We start from the raw sequence: 14,613 nt of genomic DNA, 5'->3' as shown, positions 1-14,613 counted from the left end.
GCAGCGTTTGCCATGGCCCCTCGCATGCGTGACCGGGAGGAGCGTTGTGGCACCGGTGGGGCCGCTAGGCGGCCGTCGCGTCAGATCGTCGGTGTGTCATCGACGACCTCCTGGTGCGGTTCGACGATGAACTTCCAGCCGTCGCTGGGCTCCAGGAACCGCACACGGGTCGGGTAGATGTCCAAGGCGCGACGGTCACGGTTCTGGCCGCTCGCGCTCTTCCGGCCCCTGGCCGGCTCCTCGAACAGGTCGACCTTGACCTCCGGCACCGCGACGACTTCCTCGCTCCAGCGCTGCACGATCCCCGCGCCGAACGCGTCCCGTGCGGCGGAGTAGAGCGCCTCCAGGGATTCCCTGTTCCCGCCGGGAACGAAGAGGGCGAGGTTCAGGAGGACGCCGGCGCTCTGGAGGACATTTATCTCTTCTCCCGCCTTGTCGGCGATCCAGATTCCGGACTCTTCGGCGCTGTCCGGGAGAAGATGGGTTTCGTCACCGAATATCGTCCTTGCGGTGAAGGACCCTCCCTCGAAGTTCTTGCCCGGCTTCGTGAGGTTGGCCGGGGCGTAGCAGTCGAGAGGAAGACCTTCTGTCACCGCGGCGACGAAGATGCCGTCCTGGGGGCCCAACTCTGCAACTTCTTCGGCCGTAAGACGTCGAGCCGTAACCTTCTCGGTATTCACGCCATTCCCCTTCTTTCGGCGTCCTGCGAATTACCACGACCCTATCACGGAAACGCCTGGTCAGTTCCCCCTCCCCATGCGTCGCGGTTGCGCCGAAGTCCGGCTGAACTCCTCGAATGCGCGCGGTCGCGCTGCGCGGGAAATAGGGTGCCAATGGGCTCGGGCCGGTCATCAGTCGGGCCGCCGGGCGCGCGCCTTTGTACGTGCGCGACCGGATACGCCGGGACAGCCGCTTTCCGGCGCTCACATAATGACGACGGACCGGCCTTGGCGTCGAACGGCGCATTTCCCGTGTTCCCGAGGTCGGGGATTCAGCGGTGTAAGCGACTCCGTACCCACATCCGGATTTCCGCGCAAAGCGCCGACCTGCTTTCCGCCACCGATGTGCGGGCCTCGCTCAAGGATCGCCGGCGCCGAGACGGCCGCGGGTACGGAAGGGCCGGCCCCGAGGCTCCGCCCGCACGCGCGGACGGCCCGGCCGGTCGGTTGGTTTTACGAACCGACTACGCTTGGTGTCGATCGCACCCCCATGGCAGGTCCGGAGGCACCCGATGCGGCACGAACGGGCCGGAGGCGGCTCACTCCTCGTGACGATCTTCGTCTTTCCCGGGGTCCGGCTGCTGGATGTGACCGGCCCGATCGAGGTGTTCACCTCGGCCAACGAGTTCGGTGGCCGCTACCGGCTGAGGCTGGTGTCGGCCGACGGCAAGGAGGTGACGACCTCCGCCGGCACCCGCCTCGGCGTCGACGCGGCTGTCGACGACGCGTACGGGACCGGTACGTCCGGGACCGGCGCGTACGAGACCAGCGCGTACTCGACCGGCACGTACGAGACCGGCACGCACGAGACCAGCGACGTCCTGGTGATCCCCGGCGGGCCCGGCTGGGAGCGGATGATCAAGGACGACGCGCTGCTGGACGTCGTCCGCGCGCTCGATGCCCGCTCCCGGTGTACGGCTTCCGTCTGTACCGGTGCCTTCCTGCTGGCCGCCGCCGGGCTGCTCGACGGCCGGCGTGCCGCCACCCACTGGCGGCACTCCCGTCAGCTCGCCCTGCGGTTTCCCGCCGTTGAGGTCGAGCCCGACGCGATCTTCGTCCAGGACGGCAAGGTGATGACGTCGGCCGGGGTCAGCGCGGGCATCGACCTCTCGCTGGCTCCCGTGGAGGAGCACCGGGGGGCCGAAGTGGCCCGCGCGGTGGCCAAGGACCTGGTGGTCTTCATGCAACGGCCCGGCGGACAGTCGCAGTTCAGCGTACGTACCCGTGCTCCGCACGCCCGCCAGGAGACCCTTCGCCGGGTGCTGGACGCCGTCGCGGAGGACCCCGGCGCCGACCACGGCCTGTCCGCCATGGCGCGCCGGGCCGGTATCAGCTCCCGCCAGGTGACCCGGCTGTTCAGCGACGAGGTGGGGACGACGCCGGCCCGGTACGTGGAGCGGATCCGGCTGGAAGCGGCGCGGGCGATGCTGGAGACCGGCGACGACCCTCTGTCCGCGGTCGCCCGCCGCACCGGGTTCGGCTCCACGGAGTCGCTGCGCAGGGCGTTCGTACGGCATCTCAAGGTGACCCCGAGCGCGTTCCGGGCACGGTTCCACACCACGGGGGTGCGGGACGCGGGCGCACCTGCGGTGCTGGCTGAGTCTGGACCCGGGTCAGGGGCGACGCCCGCCGGCCCGGCGGAGCTGACAGCCGGCGGCGCCTTGCGGGGGTAGGGCCACGCCCGCGTCCCCCTCGGCGCGTGTGTGACCGGCACCGGCGCCCTCGCCGCCCGTACCGGCTCGGACCTGTTCGTCTGGGTCGCCGTCTGGTTCCACGTGCTGCTCGTCGCTGCCTGGGCGGTGGTCGCCTGACGTTCACTGCGGCACGCGGCCGCGCACGCGGGGGACGCGGCGAGCCGGGCGTGAACCGTCGCGGCGGTTGAGCTCATTCGTCCTGGACGTCGTAGAACTCGTCGTCGTCGCCTTGGACACGGGCCTGGAGTCCGGCGGCTATGGCGCGCATCTTCCGCAGCAGGGTGTCGTCCGGGTTCTTCACCACGATCTGTCCGTCCCGCCAGTCCAGCCAGGCGCCGTGGGTGTCCAGGGCGGGGTGCGTGACCATTTGTGCCAGCCACGGGTTCCGGTACTCCAGCACGGCGTCCTGGCCGCGTGGGGTGGCCCGGGCGACCTGGACCATCTCCAGATCGGGGTCGGCCGCGACCACGGCCTCCCACTCCTGCGGGGTGATCCGCGCGCCCTCTTCCGCCCACCATGACGCGCGCCGGGTGATGTATACGTCGTAGCCCATGTCCGCCACGGTAGGGCGCGGGTCTGACATCGCCGGTTGCCCGACGGAGTGTTGGGCCACCGCTGCCCCCACCGCAGGACGCATCCGTGGTCCCCCGTGACCGCCCCCTTCGTCGCATGCACCCGGGAGACTGAATGCGGCGCCATCCGTTCATCGGCCTGGGCGCGGGAAAGCGGAAGAGAGAATTCCAGCGGAATGAACAGGGTGGGATTCCGCTGCGAATCCTTCCCATCGCACGGGCCGTAACGCGACTGGTGGCCGAAAAGTCTCCCTGGCCGAGGCATGGCGCCCTGCCGTGATTCCTTTGGATCCGGCCTTGTCGTGGGTGGCCAGGCTCCCGGGAAGGGGTCGCAGCAAGCTTGAGGTGGGGGCTTGATCCCGCCCGTGTGACCTGTCGTCGCGAAGGGTACGGCGGACATAGACAGCAAGATTCTCAAAAATTGATATTCGCGGCATCGAAAAGCCAATCCTTGCGCCACCTGGCCAATTGCCATAGAGTCCCGCTGCGGCTCGGGAAAACCCGGAAGGAAGATTGATGAAGCGCAAGGCAATCTCAGCATTCATCTCCGTCGCGGCTCTCACCGCGGCAGGTGTCGCCGCCGCGCCGGTCGCAAGTGCGGCGAGTCCGGCCGCCGCTCCCCATGCGGCGAACGGCGCATATGGATGTGCGGGCACCGCGATAAACGGCGGTGCCCCTTGGCTCGTCAAGAATTCGGCAGGCGTCACGATAAGCGACGTGTACGTCTACTGGAACGCGTCGACCCAGAAAAACTGCGCGGTCAACGTCCGCACAGCCGCCGGCGGATCCGGCAGCTTCGCCGGCTACCTGGGTATCACCATCATCGACCCCGGAAACACCGCGAACGTCGACAGCGATTATGGCGATTACGCGTCCTATGCGGGACCGGTGAGCATTGTCTCTCCGGGCTGCGTTTCCATTACGGCGGAGACCCAACCGCCCAGCGGAGCGGCGGTGATCCGCAACATCAACAACATAGCCTGCGGCTAGATCCACGATCAGCGCCCTGACGCACCAGCCCTGGACGGCAGCCCGCGCTTTCCGGATCGCGGCCGGACAATCCGCGCGGTTTCAGTGGGCGGGGTGAGGGGGGCGCAGTCATACGGAGGACCGTTCCCGGTCGCCGGAGGCCGGCGGTGCCGCCGCGCCAGGGATCAGGCGGGTGTCGTCAGACGCCCGCCTGGTCCGCGTGCCAGGGGAGGGAGGGCGTTGGGGGTGGGTCGTCGTCGAGCCAGCCCAGGGCTGACACTTTGATGCCTGCCTGGAAGCGGCTGCGTGAGTCCATCCGGGCCATCAGCGTGGACATCATCCGGCGCACCGTACGCAGTGAGACACCGAGCCGCTGGGCGGCCCGTTCGTCGGTGAGTCCGTCGGCCAGCAGCCGCAGCAACTGCCGTTCCTGGTCGGTGAGTCCGTGGGTGTCGCGGCTGCTCGCCTCGCCGAGTGGTTTGGCCCGCTCCCACAACTGCTCGAAGAGGGCACAGAGCGCGGCGACGACGCCGGGGCTGCGCAGGAGGACCGCGCCCTTGGAGGGGTCGTCGGGGTCGAGCGGTACGACCGCGATGGAGCCGTCCGCGATGATCATCCGCAGGGGCAGCGCCGGCACCGTACGGACCGTGCCGCCGAGTTCGTTGAGCCACTGGGCGTACTGCACGGTGGCCGGGTCGTTGCGGACGCTGTCCAGGTAGACGGTACGCATCCGCACACCGCGTTCGAGGCTCTGCTGGTCCAGTTGGCGGCTGGCTTCCATCACCGCGGCCGGCTGCGGGCCGCCCGGGGCGAAGGAGAGTACTTCCACGACGGCCTCGGCGGCGAGCTGTTCCAGGCGGTCGCGGACGTCGTAGAGGCTGGAGATCATCTCCACCCCGGACGCCGGTGACTGCTGCCGTACCAGGGCGTATTCGGCGATCAGACCGGCCATCGCCCCGCGGTTGCGCTCCAGTTCCGACTGGCGGCGGGCCGCCTCGGCCTCCTGGCGGGCCAGCAGCGCCGCCAGGCCCACCTCGGGGTTGACCGCGCGCCAGCGCCCGGCGGCGCCCGGCGGGCGGACCAGCGCCAGATCGGCCAGGCGTTCCAGGGCGACAAGGATGTCAGCCTCCGGGCGGGCCAGGCGTTCGGCGATCTGCGGGGGGCCGTCCTCGGCGTGGATGAGCAGCATCCGGTAGACGGACTCCGACAGTGTGTCCAGGCCGAACGGCCGTGTCTCTGTCATCGCGGCCCCGTCCCGGCTCCGTGCCCGCGGGACCCGCCGGGTCTGCCCGAGCGGCCTGTACTGCCCGAGCCGCTCGCGCTGTCCGGTCCGCCTGATCCGGTCCGCCCACCGGGCCCACCGGGTCCGCCGGGCCCACCGGCTCGTCCCGGTCCACCGGCTCGACGGGACCGGCCGGGTTCAGCGGGTCCGCCGGACCCACCACGTTCACGACATCCACGAGGTGCGGTCATCAGAAGCTGCCCCCAAACCGTAAACCGTTCCGACAGGCCGAGCGGTCGCGGCCACCCGGGCTGCGCTGCGGGGATGACATGCGCGCCGATCTTAGCGCCCGCAGCGGGATATTCGAAAAGAAATCGACGGAGATGTGGTTCTTTTGTGCACAACCCGACACTTTCGGCAGCCCAGTTCGCTCGCGCCCGTCCCTTAACATCTCTCGACTCGCGCCCCCGGAACCCCACTTGACCTCGGGTGTCACCGTTCGGACTGGCACCAGGGTGCCAGGGCACGGTGGTGCCACCTCCGAGTGCTGACACCTGTCACTCCGCCCCGCCATGCTCAATGTGTCGGCAGGAGACACCGGGAAGTTCCGGATCCGGCCGAAGTCGCCGGGGGCACACCCGTCATGGGCGTTCTGCTCCAGTACCCAAGCGTTCCGAGAGGATTGGGCATCGCCATGCAGAAAATCGCCGGATTTGTCATCGTTGCCGCTCTTTCGCTCAGCACCGCCGGCGGGGTCGCCCTCACGGTGGCCGACGCCGCCGCGCCGGCCACCCACAGCCGGAGCGCACAGGTACAGGCGGACGGCAGCGGCACGGGCGGCACTCCGACGCCGAAGCCCACTCCGACCCCGACCGACCCCAACAACCCCGACACCTGGGGCTGGGGCTGAGCGACAGCGTCCAACGGACCGCTGTCATGGACGAGTTGCTGGAGGAATCACGATGACCACCGCTACGGCCGTCGCCACCGCGGTCCCGCCGGACGATGTCCCGGCCGGTCACCGACCGGACGTCGCGGCCCCCACCGAGGTGATCACCGTCCTGCTCGCCGACGGGCACCGCCTCTTCCGTTCCGCGCTGGCCGCCCTGCTGGACCGCGAGGCCGACCTCAGCGTCGTCGCCGAAGCGGCATGGGGGGACGACGTACTGCGCGACGCGCAGGTGGTACGCCCCAGCGTCGCACTGCTCGACCTGGACCTGCCGGGCACGCCGGCACTGGACGTGGCGTCACAGCTCCACGACCATGTCCCGCTGACCCGGGTGCTGTTGCTCACCGCGTACGCCCGGCCGGCCGACGTCAAACGGGCGCTCGCCGACGGTGTCGACGGCGTGCTGCTCAAGGACCTGGCCCCTGACCGCCTGCTCGGCGCGGTCCGCACCCTGGCCGCAGGAGGCCAGGTGTACGAACCGTCGCTGGTCGTGGACGCGGTACGCGCCCGGCCCGGCGGGCCGACCCCCCGGGAGCTGGCGGTACTCCGCCTGGTCGCCGACGGGTGCAGCATCGCCGAAGTGGCCAGGGAACTCTCCTTGTCCCAGGGCACGGTACGCAATCACGTGTCGTCCGTGATCGGCCGGACGGGCGCGCGCAACCGCTGCGACGCGATCCGGATCGCCCGGGAGAACAGCTGGCTGTGACCTCCGGGTCACTCCATGGTCCCCCTGGATTCCGCCACCACATCCGCGAAGTCCCGTCCCACCAGGGCCGGTCCGGCCGGGCGGCTGCCGATCAGGAACTCACCGACCGACGACTCCGCCGTCCAGTCGAGCCCCAGCGCCCGCGCCGCCGCGTCGGTGTCACCCGAACCCAGACCGCACGGGCCCAGCCCCATCGCCGTCGCCACCAGATAGAGCGTCTGGTAGAGCACGCCCACATGCTTGAGGGTCAGCGCGTAGGCGATCTGGCTGTACTTCCAGGAGAGCCTCCCGAACCGGGAGGTCACCGTGATCAGCACCTGCGGTTCGACCGTACGGTTGGTCGCCCGCCAGGCCGCCGTCAGCAGTTCGCGGAACGCCGCCTCGTCAGCCGCGCCACTCCAGTGGCGCGGCTGAAGGCGGTGTGCCGCCGCGTCGTAGCGGTAGACGCCCGGCTCCAGCCCCTCGCACTGGGCGACCGAGAGGTAGACCTCCAGTTCGCCGGTGGAGCCGCCGGCCGGGTAGGGGCGGTCGACGACGTCGTACGCGGTCGGGGAATCGGGGTCGCCGGGGATCACCCGGCGTACCCGGGCGGCGCGGTAGAGGAGTTCGCCGAGCTGGCCGACGGTGACCGGGTCGTCGCCGTAGCCGCGTACCGAGCGGCGGCCCTCCAGCACCTCGGTGAACGTCGGGTCGTGCGCGACCACTTCGGCCCAGTCCGGCACCGGCAGGTCGATGCCGGGGCCGTCCTCGCGCGGTCCCGCCCCGGGTACGGCGGGCAGTTGGGGGTGGTCGGCGTGCGCGAAGATGCCGCCGCTGAGGTAGTCGTGCCGGCCGGCCCGGCTGCGGGAGTGGAAGAGCAGGTCGTGGAAGTCCCAGAGCGCCGGGTCCGCGCCCTCGTCCCCGGTCGGCTCCAGGAACCCGGTGCCGGAGAGCAGCCCGGCCAGCGCCTCGCCCTCCGCGACCGGCAGACCGACGACGGCCGCGGCCTCGGCGACGGTACGCGGGGAGGTCAGGGCCGCGACGAAGGCGCCGGCGAGCGGCTGGTGCAGCGTCACCCGGTACGAGGCGAGCGGTGATTCGACCACGCAGGCCCCGGACTCGCCGTCGGGCAGGCGGCGCAGGTACGCGAACCGGGAGAGCACGGCGGTGGTCTGCGCGGGCAGCGCGGCCGGGGCCGGCGCCGGAAGCGTCGCGGAACGCGCGATGGGGACGGCGGTGGCCAGCGGTTCGCCGTCCGGCGAGGCGAGGCCCGAGGCGACCAGGAACGGGAAGCGTTCCAGCAGCCGGAGCAGCCGGTTGCCGTCCGGGTCGGCGGCGAGCGCCTCGGCGTCGGCGTCCTGCTCGGCGAGCTGCCGGAGCCGGGCCACGGCGCCGGCGCCCAGGCTGTGCACCCGCTGGCGGCCCCAGGGGTGGGTGAGGTCGACGTCGTCACCGTCCGGCTCGACGATGACGTCCGGCCGGAGCCGGAGCAGCCGGCGCGGCGGGTCCGCCGCCCCGGTGAACGAGGTGGGAGGGAGGTCGTGGATCACGGACATGGCGCACCTCTCAAGGGTCGCGTGAAGCGGGGTGACCTGCGGTCGGCTCGGCGGGCGCCGGGCGGCCCGTTCCGCCCTGGCGCCCGGCGGCACCGGCCCGCAGCCGGCGGTTGACGGCCGGCAGTCGGTACGGGGCCGGCGGTCGCCGGGCGGAACGGGATGCGGTACGAAGTCGGCGGGCAGAACGGGCAGTCGGTACGGGGTCGGCGGGCGGAACGGGCAGTCGGTACGGGGCCGGCGGGCGGGCGGAACGGGCAGTCGGTACGGGGCCGGCGGGCGGGCGGAACGGGATTCCGTACGGGGTCGGTGGCGGATGGGGGACGAGTGGAGCGCGGTTGCCGGACGCGCCCTGGTCTCCGTGAGGTCGGCCCCGGGTCAACACCCGTGAGCGGGGGCGGGGTTGGACCTGACGGAGGCGGTGGGCGGTCGGGTCAGATGAAGATGGGGATGGGGTTGAGCTCGGTCTCCGGGGTGGGCGTGTCGAGCCAGCCGAGGCGGAGGGGGACGTCGTAGAGACGGCCGGGGGCGAAGCGGGCCCAGAAGTGGCGCATGCCGGGGACGATCACCTTGGCCACGGGGAGGCCGACATCCGGGCGGGTGTGGTCGAGCACCAGCATCTCCATGCCCTGCTCCTCCACGAGGCGCTGGGCCAGCGCGAGGTCCGCGCCGAGGTCGTCGCCGGCCAGGGTGGGCCAGCGGCCGGGCCCCGTGACGGGAGCGGCCGGATCGGGCAGCAGGTAGGGCTGGTTGGCGACGGTCGCCGTGGTCCACCACGCCTTCTGCTCGTGGTCGGCGCCCGCGTAGGTGACCGTGCCGTCGGGGCCGTGCCCGGCGACCGGCGCGAGGAACTGGTTCATCTCGGTCAGCGCCCGGGTGAGCGCGATGTGCGGGTCCAGGTGCGCGCCGAAGGCGATCAGTACGTCCTCGGCCGGCTTGTCGGTGCGCCGCGAGAACGCCCCGACCACCGGGACCCCGAGGTCCGAGGTGAGGTCCAGCGCCCAGATCTCGCGGTGGAGGCCCGCGTACACCTCCCGCATCCGGTCGATGTACGGGTCCCCGAAGGCGTCCAGGTCCACCGCCGGGCGGTTGACGCGGTTGTACCACCACAGGGCGACCGCGTCGCGCTCCACCAGTTCCAGGAACCCCTGCAGGGCCGCGTCCTCGAACGAGGTGCCGGCCGCCGAGCCGTTGGAGTCGCCCATCGCGAAGAACGGCGAGCGGTGCCGGTAGCCGTAGTAGAGGTTCATGGTGGGCAGCCACCGGGTCCGCTGCTGGGTGAGCGACCAGGCCGGCGACCACTCGATCGGCACGTCCTCGCGGAAGCGCTCCGGCACGGTGTTGAACATCGAGCGGCGCGCGTTCCACCGCTCCCGCTCCTCGTACTGGCGGTCGCTGAAGAGCAGCGAGGTCGCGGGGTGCACGGCCGCGTCGCCCAAGTCCTGGTAACTGGCGGTACGCCGGGCCTCGTCGCCCTGGTGGACACCTGAGTAGCGTTCCATCGCCTCGCCCATCGCGCTGGCCCTGGCCTGCACGTCGGTACGGCCCTTGCCGCAGCTCACCGAACGCAGCCCGGTGCGCAACTGCCGCAGGTCGCCGACCTGTCGGGCGAGATTCTGGCCGGCCACGTACACCCGCAGGCCGTCCGGGGTGTTCTGCGCCGGGACGAGGGTGGTGACCACGCCGGTGACGGGGCTGAGTTGGGGACGGTAGGTCTCCAGCATCTCCTCGGGGGTGGTCGAGCGGTGGCCGCCGTCGCCGGTGAAGACCTTGGGCCGGGGCTCGAAGCGGACCGGCCGGAGCTGGCGGCGGGCCATCAGGGTGTCGTCGCCGCACGCGGGGCACTGCGGCCTGCGGACCAGCTGGTGCCGTTCGGCTTCCAGGGTCACCGTGTCCAGGGTGAAGACGGCGGCGGCCGGAGGGCGGGCGCCGGCCAGCCACTTGGCGGCCTCGACGGCGGTGAGCTGTACGCCGGTGGCCACGGTGGGGGCGAGGCCCGCGACGGCGGTGGAGAGCGGTTCGGGGTGGCCGAGCCGGTGCTGGAGGTAACTGAGCGACTGCCGGTTGGCGGACAGCCGATGGGCCAGGCACTCCCAGCAGCCGGTGGCCTCCTCGGGGGTGGCCGCGGCCGGGTCGGGGACGAAGACCGGGCCGGTCCAGAGCAGGGAGCCGACCGGGCGGGCGATCAGCCAGGGGATGCCGTCGGCGAGTGCGGTGCGGTTGCGGGCGGCGAGTCCGGGGTGCAGGTAGTCGTCGACCAGGGCGATCACCAAGTCGGGCTTGGCGGTGGGGGGTTCGGCGGGGTCGGGGACGACTGTCACCTCTCCGGCGCCGGCCTCCCGCAGTGCGGCGGCGACGGGGGCCGCGTCGACGTGGCCGTAGGTCTCGATCCGTACGGTGGCCGCGGAGAGCGCGGTGAGGGCGGTGTCGCCGTCCAGCCCGGCCATTTCGAAGAAGGCGGCGGCGGCGCGGTCGGCGGTGGGGTCGGTCGGGGTGACCCAGCCGCCGCTGACCAGTTGCTCCAGGGCGCCGCCGACCCGGTCGCCGGGGACGGTCCCGGCCAGTTCCGCGCCGATCTGCTCCGCGGTGCGGGTGCCGTCGAGCAGCGGGGCGAGGAGCTGCGCGAGCCGGCCGGAGACGGTGCAGACGCCGCGTTCCGAGACCAGGTAGACGGCTTCGCCGTCGACGACGAAGGAAGTGAAGTGGCGCTTGAAACCGACGGTGGGGGTGAGGGGGGTCTCAGTCATGGCGGTTCCTCCTCCCGTGGGGACGGGTTGGGGTGAGTGGGGAGCCCTGCGGGGCCTTGCGGGGCGCTGCGGGGTGGGTGCGGTTGTGTTCGGGCGTCCGGCCGGTGGGGGCTGGTCGCGCAGTTCCCCGCGCCCCTGACGGGGCACGTACTGCGCGGGGTCCACCTCCCAAAGGCAACGGGCGGGGTCAGCGGAGGGTGGGGAGGGGGGTGGTGGAGGGGTCGAGGAGGCGGAGGAGGAGGAGGCCGATGGCGGGGGCGCCGTCGAGGACGCCGAGGTTGATGCGGTCGCTCGCCGCGCGGTCCCCGTACCAGGAGCCGGTCACGGCGCGGCGCCGCAGGAGTTCGCCGACGAGCGCGGTGGCGGCCTCGCGGCCGTCGTAGAAGGGGCCGGGCAGGAGCGCCCTGGCGTCCTCGGGGAGCGAGTGGACCAGGCCGAGTTCCGCCGCGGTGAGCGCCTCACCGGCGGTCGCCACCAGTTCACGGGTGCCGAGCGTGGCCACCTGCTCCTCCCCCACCGGCGCTGCCAGCAGGCCGAGTTGGACGGAGTCCAGCGCGTCGGTGCCCAGCGACACGGCGACGTCCAGGCAGGAGAGACGCCCGCTGCGGGTGATGGCGAAGCGGTGCGCGCGTACCCGCTCGCGTACCGCCTCGGGCCGCGCCAGCAGCTCCGGCGCCTCGCCCAGGGTTCTGGCGAGCGCGGCGGCCAGGCTGTCGGGCCCCGCGGGCACCAGGTCGAGGAAGCGGGTGGCGCCGGTGCAGTGGCGGTGCGAGGGGGACCCCGCGAGCTGGTCGTGAGCGGCGGCCGCGAGTTCCCTGATGCCGTCGTCGGTGGCCGCGTCCGGCTCGGGCAGCGCCTGCCGCAGCCGCAGCAGGTTGAGGAGCAGTCCCGCGGTGCCCAGCGGGACGTCCTGGTAGGGGGCGGGGGCGGGCCGGACCGCCCGGCCGCCCGCGGCGGTGCGGGCCAGCGCCAGCGCGCCGGGCACCAGGGCGCGGGCCTGCGCCAGGAAGCCGGGCTCGTCCAGGAGTTGGGCGCCGCGGGCGAGGGCGTGGATGAGCGCGCCCGGGCCCGCCAGCCCGCCGGGGACGGGGGCGCCCAGCGCGAGCCTGCCGTCGGTGGCGAAGGCGAAGGCGTGGGGTGCGCCGGGGTCGACCAGCGCGCCGGCCGCGGTGAGCGTCTCGTGGGCGGCCCGCCGGAAGCGCGGTTCGCCGGTGGCGGTCCAGAGCTCGGCGAGGAAGAGGGCCACGCCGACACCGCTGGTGAGCAGGTCCACCCCGCCCAGCACCTCGACCTGGCGCAGTCCGGTGAGCGGGTACCAGCTCTGGCCGATCCAGCCGCTGCCGGACGCGGTGACATGCCGGTCGGCGAGGATCCGGTCGCCGAGCCGTACCGCCTCCGCCAGGAGTTCGCCGCGGCCGGGCAGTGCGAAGCCGGCCGCGTCGAAGGGAGGGGTCGCGCGCTGTTCGGAGCCGCCGAGGGCCGCGTCGAGGCAGCCGGTGAGCACCGCGGTGTGCCAGTCCAGGTCGTAGCCGTCCAGTTCGGCGACCCGGCCCATCAGCCGCCGCCAGCCGGTGCTCTGGAAGTGGCCGGGAATCTCCCGCCCGTTGACGGTGAAGACCGACGACGAGGTGGTCAGCGAACGGAAGAAGGGGATGTCCAGCTCGCGGAAGGAGTCGAGTTCGGAGAGGACCACCTCCAGCAGGTCGTCCCGTGCCGGGTCCCCGGCACGGGCGGCGACCGCGCCGCGCAGCGCCCCGGCGATCACGGTCTCCCGGGTGGCGCCGTCGGTGAGGGCCAGCGGACTGCTGGAGGCGTTGAGGATCTTGTAGCCGTCCCAGGTGTGCCGCCAGATGTACCGCACCCAGACTCCGCGGAAGCCGGCCAACGGGCCGTCCTCGTCGGCGAGTTCATCCCGCATCGCGTACAGCGCGCGCTGCATCGCCCGGTAGCCGTCGACGACTTCGTCGGTGTACTGCCACGGGTCGGCGGTCTCCCCCTGGTGCACCGGCCGGTACGGGGGCAGCGGCAAGGTGGGCGCGTCGGGGTCGCCGTCCCAGCCGCCGGCCCGGGTGAGGCAGCCGATGTCCAGGGCCGGCTGGTCCTTGGCGGCCACCCACGGCTGGGCGGCCATGGCGGTCCGCACCACGGTGGTCTCCAGCAGGTCCAGCAGTCCGCCCTGGCCGGCCGGGAGCGCGGGGGGTGTCCTGACCCTCGGGTACAGCAGGCACTCCAGGTCGGTGATCACCGGGTGTTCACCGCTCGCCAGCAGGTTGTCCGCCCACAGGTCGCGGCCTTCGAGCAGCTGCATCAGCCGGATGGTCATGCCGAGCCTGCGGTAGAAGCGGGCGAAGCCGGCGCGGTCGGCGCTCGGGTCGGCGGGGACCAGCTCCTCCCAGCCGTACTCGCTGCCGCAGTCGGCGGCCAGCGCGCCGCCCAGGCCCTCGTCGCCGTGGTCGCTGCGGGGCAGCACGGTACGGATGTGCAGGTCGAGCAGTCCGGAGTCGGGGTGCGCGGCGGCGTAGCGGTTGAGGTGGCCGACGAGGTCCATGTACGCGGTGCCGTGCCGCATGTCCTTGGGTTTGTAGACCACCGCCCGGCCGGTGGCGAAGTGCAGCAGCGCGACGGAGTGGCCGCCGGCGTGCCGGTCACCGGCGTCGCCGCGGACCGAGGTGAGCGCTCCGGGGTCCTCGCCGTCCCAGAGCCGTTCGGACAGCATCGCGCGGTCGGCGGCGAGCCGGGCGAACATCTCCAGGGTGACGCGCTGCCAGTTCCGGCAGACCACGCCGACCAGGTAGGCGAGTCCCGGCAGCCGCTCCAGCCGGGCCAGCCAGCCCTGCGCGGAGGCGTCGAGGCCGCTGTGGCCGTTCCAGTCGTCGGCGCCGATCAGGCCGGTGGCGGCCTGGAGTTCGTGGCAGAAGGAGAGCCGGCACGCCTCGGCGAGCCGGGCGACGAGGGTGCCGGCGATCTGCTCCAGGGCGGCCGGGTCGACGGGGACGCCGAGGACCCGGCCGTACGGGGCCGGCAGCAGGGCGTCCGCGGCGCGGCGGAAGGAGGCGGTGAGTGCTCCCGCGGCGGCGGTGGACGCGTCGGGTCCTGCGGGCTGGGCGCGCAGGAAGGCGGTGAGCGACTGGGCCCAGTCGGGCAGCCGCTCCGGGTCGCGCAGGGTGACCTTGCGCAGTCCGGTGCCGAGCGGGCGGTCGGTGGCGGCCAGGTGGTCGAGCAGGACGCCGGCGCTGTGCGGGTCGCCGGCCGCGCGCTGCAGCCAGGTGCGCAGCACGGAGTTGTCGGCGGCCCGGTCCTCGGGGGGCTCGGCGGTGAAGAGGGAGCCGTCGGTGTGCGGGCCGGCGGCGGCCCGGTCGGGGAAGGCCGCGGCCGCGGCGACGACCGCGCGCAGCCGCTCGTCACCTCGGTGCAGGTCCGGCAGCAGTTGTCCTCCCGGGTGGGAGGAACCGGGGGAGGCGGCGCCCGCGGCGGGCATCCATGCCTCGATGTCGAGCGTCATC

Annotated in this window: 10 protein-coding genes; 4 read left to right on the top strand and 6 right to left on the bottom strand. The window is 72.6% G+C overall.

The genetic code is table 11. The features are described from left to right. Positions 1 to 80: 80 nt before the first annotated feature. Positions 81 to 680, bottom strand: a complete 600-nt coding sequence (locus OG552_RS24760; RefSeq protein WP_329136462.1) for a hypothetical protein — start codon at positions 678 to 680, stop codon at positions 81 to 83. A gap of 587 nt (positions 681 to 1,267) precedes the next feature. On the opposite strand from OG552_RS24760, the gene OG552_RS24755 reads away from it, so the two are divergent. After that, positions 1,268 to 2,392 carry a GlxA family transcriptional regulator gene (locus OG552_RS24755; protein ID WP_443071027.1) on the top strand — a complete coding sequence of 375 codons (1,125 nt, stop codon included), beginning with the start codon at positions 1,268 to 1,270 and terminating at the stop codon, positions 2,390 to 2,392. Positions 2,393 to 2,603: 211 nt separating this feature from the next. Here the strand turns inward: OG552_RS24755 and OG552_RS24750 are convergent, their stop codons facing one another. Beyond that, the gene (locus OG552_RS24750; RefSeq protein ID WP_329136461.1) at positions 2,604 to 2,966 is read right to left on the bottom strand and encodes a hypothetical protein; all 363 of its coding nucleotides are present in this window, start codon (positions 2,964 to 2,966) and stop codon (positions 2,604 to 2,606) included. 535 nt (positions 2,967 to 3,501) lie between these two features. On the opposite strand from OG552_RS24750, the gene OG552_RS24745 reads away from it, so the two are divergent. After that, on the top strand, positions 3,502 to 3,975 hold the full coding sequence (locus OG552_RS24745; RefSeq protein ID WP_329136459.1) for a hypothetical protein: 474 nt from the start codon (positions 3,502 to 3,504) through the stop codon (positions 3,973 to 3,975). Between the two features lie 178 nt (positions 3,976 to 4,153). Here the strand turns inward: OG552_RS24745 and OG552_RS24740 are convergent, their stop codons facing one another. After that, complete coding sequence (locus tag OG552_RS24740; protein WP_329136456.1) at positions 4,154 to 5,197, bottom strand: LuxR C-terminal-related transcriptional regulator; 1,044 nt, start codon at positions 5,195 to 5,197, stop codon at positions 4,154 to 4,156. Positions 5,198 to 5,870: 673 nt separating this feature from the next. Here OG552_RS24740 and OG552_RS24735 point away from each other — a divergent pair. Together OG552_RS24735 and OG552_RS24730 are read left to right on the top strand one after the other, a co-directional pair. Continuing rightward, positions 5,871 to 6,086, top strand: a complete 216-nt coding sequence (locus OG552_RS24735) for a hypothetical protein (protein ID WP_329136454.1) — start codon at positions 5,871 to 5,873, stop codon at positions 6,084 to 6,086. Positions 6,087 to 6,138: 52 nt separating this feature from the next. Beyond that, entirely contained in the window at positions 6,139 to 6,831 is a 693-nt protein-coding gene (locus OG552_RS24730; protein ID WP_329136452.1) for a response regulator transcription factor, read from the top strand. An 8-nt stretch (positions 6,832 to 6,839) separates the two neighbouring features. Here the strand turns inward: OG552_RS24730 and OG552_RS24725 are convergent, their stop codons facing one another. From OG552_RS24725 to OG552_RS24715, 3 genes are all read right to left on the bottom strand, one after another. After that, the gene (locus tag OG552_RS24725) at positions 6,840 to 8,366 is read right to left on the bottom strand and encodes a SagB family peptide dehydrogenase (RefSeq protein WP_329136449.1); all 1,527 of its coding nucleotides are present in this window, start codon (positions 8,364 to 8,366) and stop codon (positions 6,840 to 6,842) included. A 431-nt stretch (positions 8,367 to 8,797) separates the two neighbouring features. After that, the gene (locus OG552_RS24720; protein WP_329136447.1) at positions 8,798 to 11,110 is read right to left on the bottom strand and encodes a TOMM precursor leader peptide-binding protein; all 2,313 of its coding nucleotides are present in this window, start codon (positions 11,108 to 11,110) and stop codon (positions 8,798 to 8,800) included. Positions 11,111 to 11,297: 187 nt separating this feature from the next. Beyond that, positions 11,298 to 14,612, bottom strand: a complete 3,315-nt coding sequence (locus tag OG552_RS24715; protein WP_329136445.1) for a type 2 lanthipeptide synthetase LanM — start codon at positions 14,610 to 14,612, stop codon at positions 11,298 to 11,300. Position 14,613 lies beyond the last annotated feature (1 nt).

Origin of the sequence: Streptomyces sp. NBC_01476 (assembly GCF_036227265.1) — a bacterium.
In the GTDB taxonomy this organism is placed as follows: domain Bacteria; phylum Actinomycetota; class Actinomycetes; order Streptomycetales; family Streptomycetaceae; genus Actinacidiphila.
Note: the sequence above shows the minus strand (reverse complement) of the source record. Positions and strands in the feature narration are given on the sequence as shown.

Coding starts and splice junctions, on each gene's coding strand:
- OG552_RS24735 (WP_329136454.1), top strand. CDS start 5,871: ATGCAGAAAATCGCCGGATTTGTCATCGTTGCCGCTCTTTCGCTCAGC.
- OG552_RS24720 (WP_329136447.1), bottom strand. CDS start 11,110: ATGACTGAGACCCCCCTCACCCCCACCGTCGGTTTCAAGCGCCACTTC.
- OG552_RS24730 (WP_329136452.1), top strand. CDS start 6,139: ATGACCACCGCTACGGCCGTCGCCACCGCGGTCCCGCCGGACGATGTC.
- OG552_RS24745 (WP_329136459.1), top strand. CDS start 3,502: ATGAAGCGCAAGGCAATCTCAGCATTCATCTCCGTCGCGGCTCTCACC.
- OG552_RS24725 (WP_329136449.1), bottom strand. CDS start 8,366: ATGTCCGTGATCCACGACCTCCCTCCCACCTCGTTCACCGGGGCGGCG.
- OG552_RS24750 (WP_329136461.1), bottom strand. CDS start 2,966: ATGGGCTACGACGTATACATCACCCGGCGCGCGTCATGGTGGGCGGAA.
- OG552_RS24715 (WP_329136445.1), bottom strand. CDS start 14,612: ATGACGCTCGACATCGAGGCATGGATGCCCGCCGCGGGCGCCGCCTCC.
- OG552_RS24740 (WP_329136456.1), bottom strand. CDS start 5,197: ATGACAGAGACACGGCCGTTCGGCCTGGACACACTGTCGGAGTCCGTC.